Source organism: Candidatus Stoquefichus massiliensis AP9 (genome assembly GCF_000455285.1).
In the GTDB taxonomy this organism is placed as follows: domain Bacteria; phylum Bacillota_I; class Bacilli_A; order Erysipelotrichales; family Coprobacillaceae; genus Stoquefichus; species Stoquefichus massiliensis.
The window spans coordinates 6,630-14,820 of the sequence record NZ_HG005298.1; the positions used below are offsets into that span (position 1 = coordinate 6,630).

At 31.6% G+C, this 8,191-nt stretch carries 8 protein-coding genes and 1 other RNA gene; 7 read left to right on the forward strand and 2 right to left on the reverse strand.

The genetic code is table 11. The annotated features are described in order from the left end of the window. The first annotated feature begins 79 nt into the window (after positions 1-79). Genes BN350_RS17080 through nth form a run of 3 tightly spaced genes read left to right on the forward strand, consistent with a single transcriptional unit; the run spans position 80 to position 1,793 of the window. A complete protein-coding gene (locus BN350_RS17080; protein ID WP_028044680.1) occupies positions 80-556 on the forward strand; it encodes a hypothetical protein in 477 nt (158 codons plus the stop codon). Between the two features lie 3 nt (positions 557-559). Then, positions 560-1,159, forward strand: a complete 600-nt coding sequence (locus BN350_RS17085) for a DnaD domain protein (protein WP_028044681.1) — start codon at positions 560-562, stop codon at positions 1,157-1,159. After that, positions 1,152-1,793 carry an endonuclease III gene (gene nth / locus BN350_RS17090; RefSeq protein ID WP_028044682.1) on the forward strand — a complete coding sequence of 214 codons (642 nt, stop codon included), beginning with the start codon at positions 1,152-1,154 and terminating at the stop codon, positions 1,791-1,793. The genes BN350_RS17085 and nth overlap by 8 nt, the downstream gene beginning before the upstream one ends. Positions 1,794-2,173: 380 nt before the next feature. On the opposite strand, the gene BN350_RS17095 is transcribed toward nth, so the two are convergent. Further along, positions 2,174-4,936, reverse strand: a complete 2,763-nt coding sequence (locus BN350_RS17095) for a transglycosylase domain-containing protein (RefSeq protein WP_044600441.1) — start codon at positions 4,934-4,936, stop codon at positions 2,174-2,176. Beyond that, positions 4,936-5,529, reverse strand: coding sequence for a Holliday junction resolvase RecU (gene recU, locus BN350_RS17100; protein WP_028044684.1), 594 nt, complete (start codon positions 5,527-5,529; stop codon positions 4,936-4,938). Before recU ends, BN350_RS17095 begins: the two co-directional genes overlap by 1 nt. 149 nt (positions 5,530-5,678) lie before the next feature. On the opposite strand from recU, the gene BN350_RS17105 reads away from it, so the two are divergent. The 4 genes from BN350_RS17105 to pgsA all read left to right on the forward strand — a co-directional run bounded on the left by BN350_RS17105 (position 5,679) and on the right by pgsA (position 8,091). Next, complete coding sequence (locus BN350_RS17105; RefSeq protein ID WP_028044685.1) at positions 5,679-6,014, forward strand: DivIVA domain-containing protein; 336 nt, start codon at positions 5,679-5,681, stop codon at positions 6,012-6,014. Between the two features lie 54 nt (positions 6,015-6,068). Next, an RNA gene (rnpB, locus tag BN350_RS20435) (RNase P RNA component class B) lies at positions 6,069-6,387 on the forward strand. A gap of 182 nt (positions 6,388-6,569) precedes the next feature. After that, entirely contained in the window at positions 6,570-7,496 is a 927-nt protein-coding gene (locus tag BN350_RS17110) for a helix-turn-helix domain-containing protein (RefSeq protein ID WP_028044686.1), read from the forward strand. A gap of 1 nt (position 7,497) precedes the next feature. Continuing rightward, positions 7,498-8,091, forward strand: a complete 594-nt coding sequence (gene pgsA, locus BN350_RS17115; protein ID WP_028044687.1) for a CDP-diacylglycerol--glycerol-3-phosphate 3-phosphatidyltransferase — start codon at positions 7,498-7,500, stop codon at positions 8,089-8,091. The last annotated feature ends 100 nt before the right edge of the window (positions 8,092-8,191 follow it).

Sequence of the window (8,191 nt, forward strand, 5' to 3'; positions counted from 1 at the left end):
AAAGACCGTAAGGTCTTTTCATTTTTGTTTTGCAATTTGACTGTTTTGTTATATAATAGAAACACTGGAGGTGCATTGAATGAAAAAACATGTTTTTCAAATAAGTGTTGTTTTGTTAATTGTGATATTGGTTGTGGTTTCTTTTTACATGCTATATATTCATGTACCTTATTATAATTATCATAATAATTTAAATCAAATCAGGAATGAAATTTGTGAACAAAATAATTATGAGTATAAGGATTATTTTAGTGAGTATAGAGGAAAACATACATATTATATGTTAAAAGTTAATATGAATAATGTTCTGTCATTTGTTGCATATGATCAAGAATTAAAGTTAGTTGATACTTATCAGGGAAATGTAGCTGATGAGAATGCAGTAAAGAAAGAAATTAAAGATAAATATAATATGGATATTTCTCAATTAGAAATCGGTTATGAGAATCAGCGATTTGTATATTATGGTCGTATACAAAATGATGAGACTTTATTATATGTTTATTATGATTTATCAAATGGTGAGTTTATGAAGGCTGTAAAGCTTGGAGAGTAGTGTATGGATGAATTATTAGATTATCGATGTGTTGATTTTAAGAAGTTATTAATTTTAAAAGCAAAATCAATTCAATTAGCAGATCAGGAGTGTTATGTATTATTGTTGATTATGACATTAAATGAGATTGGGGTAAGACCAATAACGCCTTCACAGATTAGTAAATTGTGTCAGTTGCCTTTATCAAAAATAGATGAAACTTTGATTTCTTTAGTGGATAAACATTTTATTTCAAGAAAAAGTGGGACACTTGATTTAAGACCTTTAGAAAAACAATTATTAAATCAGCAAAATGCTGAAGTTGAAGAAACGATTGATTTGGTGAGTGTTTTTGAAGATGCTTTTGGAAGAACTCTTTCGCAAAGGGAAGTTCAATTGATTAATTCATTAAAATGTCAGGGACATAGTGATGATATGATTATTGATGCATTAAATGAATCAGTTAAGTCAGGAGTTATTACTTTTAGATATATTGAAAAGATTCTTGATAATTGGACGAAATATGGGGTGAAACGTAGATATGCGTCAACGCCATCACAATATGATAAAAATCAAGTAGAAGATAAAATAAAGGATTATAAATGGTGGGAAGAACATGAATAAAGAAAAGGTAAAACGTATACTAGATGTTTTTGATGATATGTATCCTGATGCAAAATGTGAATTGATACATAGGAATGAATTGGAATTGTTAATTGCGGTAATGTTATCAGCACAAACAACTGATGCAAGTGTTAATAAACTTACTGCACATCTTTTTGAAAAATATCATACTGTTGAAGATTATGCAAATGCTCCATTAGCACAACTTGAAAGTGATTTACATACTATTGGGTTATATCGTAATAAGGCGAAAAATGTTAAAGCTATGGCGGAGAAACTTTTGGCGGATTATCATGGGGTTGTTCCTTGTGATTATGATGCATTACAGACACTACCTGGAGTAGGGCGTAAAACGGCTAACGTTGTTGTCTCAGAAGGATTTCAAGTACCAGCTATTGCAGTTGATACACATGTTGAACGCATCTCAAAAAGGCTAGGATTTGCATTTAAGAAGGATTCTGTTTTGACGGTTGAAAAAAAGTTACAAAAGGCCATTCCTCAGGAGCGTTGGATAAAAACACATCATCAAATGATCTTCTTTGGAAGATATCATTGTAAATCAATGAATCCATCTTGTCAAAATTGTCAACTTATAGATATCTGTAAAGAGCCTAAACGTAAAAAATATCTTTAGAACTGGAAACAGTTCTTTTTTGTTTGAGTTCTAATTACTGATAGTTTTCTTATCAATGATTATTTATCCATATATTCTTATTGAATACTATGAAAGGAAAATAGTACTCAATTTTAGCAGAAACAATAATTCTAAATAATGAAAATTCAAACAATATGATAAATAATTTCTTTTATATAAATAGTTTTTAATGAAAAGTTATGTATATGAAAAAAGTGAAAAATGGAAGATACTATTATTGTGCTCAAAACAGAAAAAATACATATATCACACTTAAAGAGATTAACGCTATTCATTCATTGCCTAAAACAAGAAATAAAAAGAAACTGAAACAAAACTAACTTAGAAAGTTATTTTGTTTCAGCCTCTTATATATATTACTATTGAGGAGTTGCAGGATCTGGTGGTGTAGTTGCTTCAGCAGCAGTTTTAAAGCTGTGAGCAGTTAAAGGATGTGTTGATCCATCATTCTTCGTTTCGGTAAATGTTGTTGTATAATCTGTGTTAGCAGTTAAACCTGTGAAAGTTATTGTACCATTAGCAGTTAATTCTTGAGTTTTTCCATTAAGTACAGCAGTAACTTTGCTACCAGATGGAACAACAACTTGATAACTAATTTGATTTGTTGTTGGTGTTGTTGCTGTATAACTTGCAGGTGTGACATTTCCTTCGACAGTGATACTTTGTGTTAACTTATTAGATGTTCCGTTACCACTTTCAAAAGCATAATAACCAGTCACTGTATAAGTTCCAGGTGTAGAGAGATTGTAATTAAGCGTTGCTGCATTTGTGCTGAGTTTTTCACTATGAATCACTTTGCCAGTTGCATCAGTAATTTCTACAACATAGACAACTTTACCATAAATCTGTTTAATATCACCTAAATAAGGAAGATTTTGACCACCATAATTCTTGGTAGGTGTACCATCCTCTGTCATACTCTTAGGATTATATTCAGTGAAGTTAACATTAATCTTACCATTAGCTAAAGTTGCAGTAAAGTTTTCAAGATTATTTAAACTTGCACCACTTGCACTACCACTAGGAGTATTGCCTTTTTTAAACCATCCAGTGACAATACGATTGCTAGGAACGCCATCACCTGGAGAAACATAAGGATAAATACCAGAAATACATGATGCTTTGACGACTCCTGATGGTTGACTAGGATAACTGTTTTTTAATTTACCATTATGGACATATTTTGAAATCAAAGCAGAAATCTGTGTATTGATTGTACCACTTGGATAGTAGCCTTTCTTTTGGGCTTCTGATGTATATCCCACCCAGACACTCCAAGAATAATCAGGAGAGTAGGCAGCCATCCATAAATCTTTGTTTTTTCCTACTAATTTTTTATTAGGGGCATTTTTATCATGGTTAGATGTCCCTGTCTTTGCACCAATTTGTAATCCTGTGTTTAATGAAGTATAAGATTTTGTTGTTTTGACATAATCAGTCATGACCTGACGAATCATAAATGCAGATTCTGCAGATAAAACCTGTTTCTTTTCTTTTTGATAGTTCTCATCTAAATTAATGACCTCACCTGTAGAAAGAATTTCTATAGATTCAACAGTGTGTGGTTCAATATATGTACCACCATTCGCAATAACTGCATAAGCAGCAGCTTGTTCTTCTGGAGAAATACCCGTTCCCCATGCTCCAATGGCATAACCTAAACTTAAACTTTCTTTATACATATCAAAACCAAAGTCTGATAAATATTTTGTCATCTTCTCAGTTCCAACTTTATCAACAACTTCCTTAAATGTCTGAATTGCTGCTAAGTTCCAAGAATTTGATAAGGCATCTGTAATAGAAATATCTCCATGGTATTTGTTGTCCCAGTTTCCAGGTGTCCATCCACCACTGCTATAAGGGACATCGTGAACATAATGAGCTGTTGAGTAATCTAAGTATTCAAATGCTGAGGCATAAGAGATAATTGGCTTTAATGAAGAACCTGGCTGGTTTCTTTGACCATATCTTAAACTGCTATCTTTTTCAGCGTTTTCTTTACTTGCTGCATAAGCATAAGTTGTTCCCATAGGGACATAATCCCTAGCAGATAATACACCAATCACACGACCAGTCGTTGATTCCTGAACACTGGCACCAGTTTGCATATATTTATCTGGGAATTTAATGCCTTTTCCATCTGCTATATCATCTAATTCTTCCTGTAAATCTGTATTTAAATATGTTGTAATACGCATTGGCGTTTTATTTGGATCAAAGCCTGTTTTTTCAATGATTTCACGTGTGACCATATCAGCATAAGCCTGATAGTGACCACCTGAAGAAACGGGATTAGATTTTAATGTGTTTTCAACTGGAATAGCTTTTGTAGCTTCATATTCTTCTTTTGTGATATAACCATGTTCAAGCATAAGATAAAGGATTGTATCACGACGCTTTTGTGCTTTTGCTAAGTTTTTAAATGGATCAAAACTATTTGGGGAATTCAATGTTCCAGCCAGCAAGGCAGCTTCTGGTAATGTTAAGTTTTGAACAGCTTTATCAAAATAATAACGACTTGCTGCATAAATCCCGATTGCTTTGTTACCATAACCAAAATAAATCTTATTTAAATAAAGTTCTAAGATTTCTTCTTTTGTTGTTTGAGAAGTGGCTTCAATAGAAAGAATAATTTCACCGACTTTTCTTTCAATTGTTTGTTCTTCTTTTGGATAATATGATTTTTTTATCACTTGCTGTGTAATTGTTGAACCACCACTTGTGATACCTCCAGCCACAATGTTTCCCATTAATGCTTTGACAATACGAGGTAAATCAAATCCATTATGTTCAAAGAAACGTGAATCTTCAGCAGCAACAACTGCATCAATCATAACTTGTGGAATATCTTCATAAGCAACATTTTTTCTAACACCATCTTGTCCATATGAATAATATTCACTGCCTGTTTCTTTAGAAACTTGAACAGAAGATTCATTGTTCATCAGTTTTTCTTTAGAAAAATCTTTAACCTGATCAAAGATACCAACTCCTAAATAAATCCCAACAGATGCAATTAACAAGACAGCAACCAAAGCACTGATCTTAATAATCTTCTTATTTCTTTTTTTTCTTGCTAATTCCTCCTGAGGAGTTCGTGTTTTCTTTTTTATCTTTTTCATCATTCGTCCTCCTTAAAATACACTTTATCAATAACTTTCAAATAATCAAGTCTTGGTTGATAACCTTGAGTAATCACATGTCCAACAGATTTAATTCTTTCATAAGTTATTGACTTCCTTTGAGAATGATAATAATCGCAAATTATATAACTTGCATCAATTAAGTATACCTCATTTAGACTAGTGAATGCAATAATAACAAAAGCAATACCACCATGATCAATAATTTTTTGAAGATGATCAATCTGATGCTTGGAGATATTTCCAAAAGGAAATGTCTTGACTTTTGTTTCTTTCGCTTCAAAATCCACATAGCGCCCACGATAAAGTCCATTATAATCTGTTGTAGAAGGTGTTTTGTAATAGGCTTCTACAATTTTAGCGGCTTCTCTTCGTGGGTAATCAACCTTGACAATTTGTACAGGGGTTGGCTTTTTATAGATGACTGCTTTGTTTGTATCTAAGTAATACTGATTCGATAAAGAGATATCTTCTTCTAAAGACATCCCACGATGAGCTGTATAATGTTTTTTGGCAGTCAGTGGATTATCTTGTAATCCAGCAGTTTTTTTCATGTTGGGATAATTAACCATAACCTCATCCTTTCATTCATTGTCTTCTATATTATAACATAAAATTTTCACATCTTGTCTAAATTATGTGTAATTTCATCTTTTTTTAAAAATATCTTGCATTTAGATGATATTTTTGTGAAAATATGTAGGAAGAAAGGTGGATGTTTATGGCTAATAAGATTCAATTAAGTCCAAAAAAAATATTAAACAAACAATTTCAGATAGATTTTAAAGGATATAGTGCAACAGAAGTTGACTATTTCTTAGATAGTGTTGTGGAAGACTATGAAACATTTGCGGATATGTTGAATAATTCTTATGAACAAATCGAAAATCTTCAGAAAGAAAATGAAGCGTTAAAAATGAAAATTTCAAATTTAGAGAAAGAAAAACTTTTACAGCAAGATAATATTCGCTCAATGGAAGATAATCTTTCCTCAAACGTAGATTTATTAAAAAGAATTTCGAGTTTAGAAAAAGAAGTATATAAGGGCAAGGAATAGACTTGTCTTTTTTAATTGCAATTTTTAAAATTTGTAGTACAATAGACATGCTCACGAGAACCGATTGCTACGTAAGTAGAGGAAAGTCCGGGCATCCACAGTCTGTAATGATTGTAGTGTTTGTACTGCGTCTAATAAATGCAGGTAGCATATGCTAACGACAGACCTAAGACCTAAACTGCAAAGCATGGTTGATAAGTCATAAAGTGCCACAGAAACTATTTTTCTTTGAAAAAAGAAAGTGAAAAGAGGTAAACTCTGCAAGGATGAAACCCAAATATTGGTAGGGGAATTTCATGAAGGGAATAAAACTGGATTGAAAATGCGTAATGCATAGATAAATAATCGGTTGAAAAACAGAACTCGGCTTATCAGAGTGAGCATTATTTTTTGTCGGTGATACATCGACATTTTTATATTTGATTAAAAAATTCATAACGAGGACATAATTTCATATCATAATAATAATAGTAAGTGTTGTCAAAATGAGCAATTTATGTTTTAATATTATTAATATTGGATTTTTATGTTCATTATCATAAAGGAGGTACTTTTGTGGATAATTTAGGTGAATATATACGTCGTCAAAGAGAAGCAAGAAATTTAACAATAGAAGAACTTTCAGCACAAACAAAGATTTCTGTTGCGATTATAAGAGATATAGAAAATGGGAAGTTTGATCGTTATAAAGGCGATGAAGCTTATGTAAAAATGTATTTAAAAAAAATTACTCATGCATTGAGTATGGATACAGATATGGTCACTCAGCAGTATATTGAGTTAACACGTGAAATTGCATTGGAAGAAGTGAAAGAAAAAGAAGAAAAAGGACATCATAATGATGAAGTTGTAAAAAAAGGAAAAAAATTTTCTTTTGAAGCCCCTCAATTAGCAAGAAAACCCTCTGTCTATGAAGATAAGTCGCATGTGACAATTATTCGTGCTGTCATAATACTTGTACTTGTATGTCTTGTTATTGCAGTTATTTGGTATGGTTTCTATGCGACACGTTCTTCAACAAAAGATCCTGAATTTGTGCCACAAAATCAACCTACAGTTGAAGGAGATGTGAACACTGATGATCAACAGAATTCAAATGATAATCAGCCATCTGATACACCAGCTTCAACAGATGTTGAATGGGTAAGAAATGGACGTTTCGATTTTCAATTTAAATTACCAGAAGGAACAGAAGAATTTACATTCAAAGTTGAGTTTAATCGTGCTTGCTGGTCACAATTATATGTTAATGGAAAATCATATGATGAGTTTATTTCAAAAATTTATCATGATTATAAAGATGAAAATAAACCAGATACAGTTGAATTGACTTTTAAAGTGGCAGACTTTGAAAAATTAAGATTGCATAATGGTAATAATATGGGACATCGTTATTATATCAATAATCAGGAAATTCCATTAACAGATGAAGATAGTTCTACGGGTGTAGCTGATTTTAAATTGGCTTTAGAGAAGGAATAATATGAATTTACCAAATAAATTAACAACAGTACGTTTAATTAGTGTCCCATTATTTGTGATTATATATTTAATACCTTATCAATCGTTAGGCATTTCGATGCCTACTTTTGATATTTTATCAACAGAATTATCATTACTTGATATTGTATTATTTGTGATTTTTGTTTTATCAGCTTTTACAGACTATCTTGATGGCTATTTAGCTAGAAAGAATAATCTTGTTACAACATTTGGTAAGTTTATTGATCCTATTGCAGATAAATTAATTGTCAATACAGCATTACTATTATTGGCTTCTACTCAGAATATTACAATTGTCATTCCCATTATTATGATTTCTAGGGATACAATTGTGGATGCTATTCGCTTGGTCGCAAGTCAGAAAAATGTTGTTTTAGCAGCTAGTTATTTAGGGAAAGCGAAGACAATGACGCAAATGATTGCAATTGCTATTTTACTGTTGCATAATGTTATTTTTGCGGCAATTGGAATTCCAATGGATCAAATTATGATTTGGCTTGCAACACTTATTTCAGTGGTGAGTGGGATTGATTACTTTATGAAGAATCGTCAATATATCATGGAGAGTATGTAAAATGGAAGAATTAGCGCAATTATTAATTGAAAAAGCGATTTCAATTAGTAGTGTTGAGAGTTTTACAGTTGGAGGTTTTGCTAATATGATTGGAAGTATT

What these genes read in the sequence shown, in the direction of transcription:
- BN350_RS17080 (WP_028044680.1), top strand. Translation starts at nt 80, where the DNA reads ATGAAAAAACATGTTTTTCAAATAAGTGTTGTTTTGTTAATTGTGATA.
- BN350_RS17085 (WP_028044681.1), top strand. Translation starts at nt 560, where the DNA reads ATGGATGAATTATTAGATTATCGATGTGTTGATTTTAAGAAGTTATTA.
- nth (WP_028044682.1), top strand. Translation starts at nt 1,152, where the DNA reads ATGAATAAAGAAAAGGTAAAACGTATACTAGATGTTTTTGATGATATG.
- BN350_RS17095 (WP_044600441.1), bottom strand. Translation starts at nt 4,936, where the DNA reads ATGAAAAAGATAAAAAAGAAAACACGAACTCCTCAGGAGGAATTAGCA.
- recU (WP_028044684.1), bottom strand. Translation starts at nt 5,529, where the DNA reads ATGGTTAATTATCCCAACATGAAAAAAACTGCTGGATTACAAGATAAT.
- BN350_RS17105 (WP_028044685.1), top strand. Translation starts at nt 5,679, where the DNA reads ATGGCTAATAAGATTCAATTAAGTCCAAAAAAAATATTAAACAAACAA.
- pgsA (WP_028044687.1), top strand. Translation starts at nt 7,498, where the DNA reads ATGAATTTACCAAATAAATTAACAACAGTACGTTTAATTAGTGTCCCA.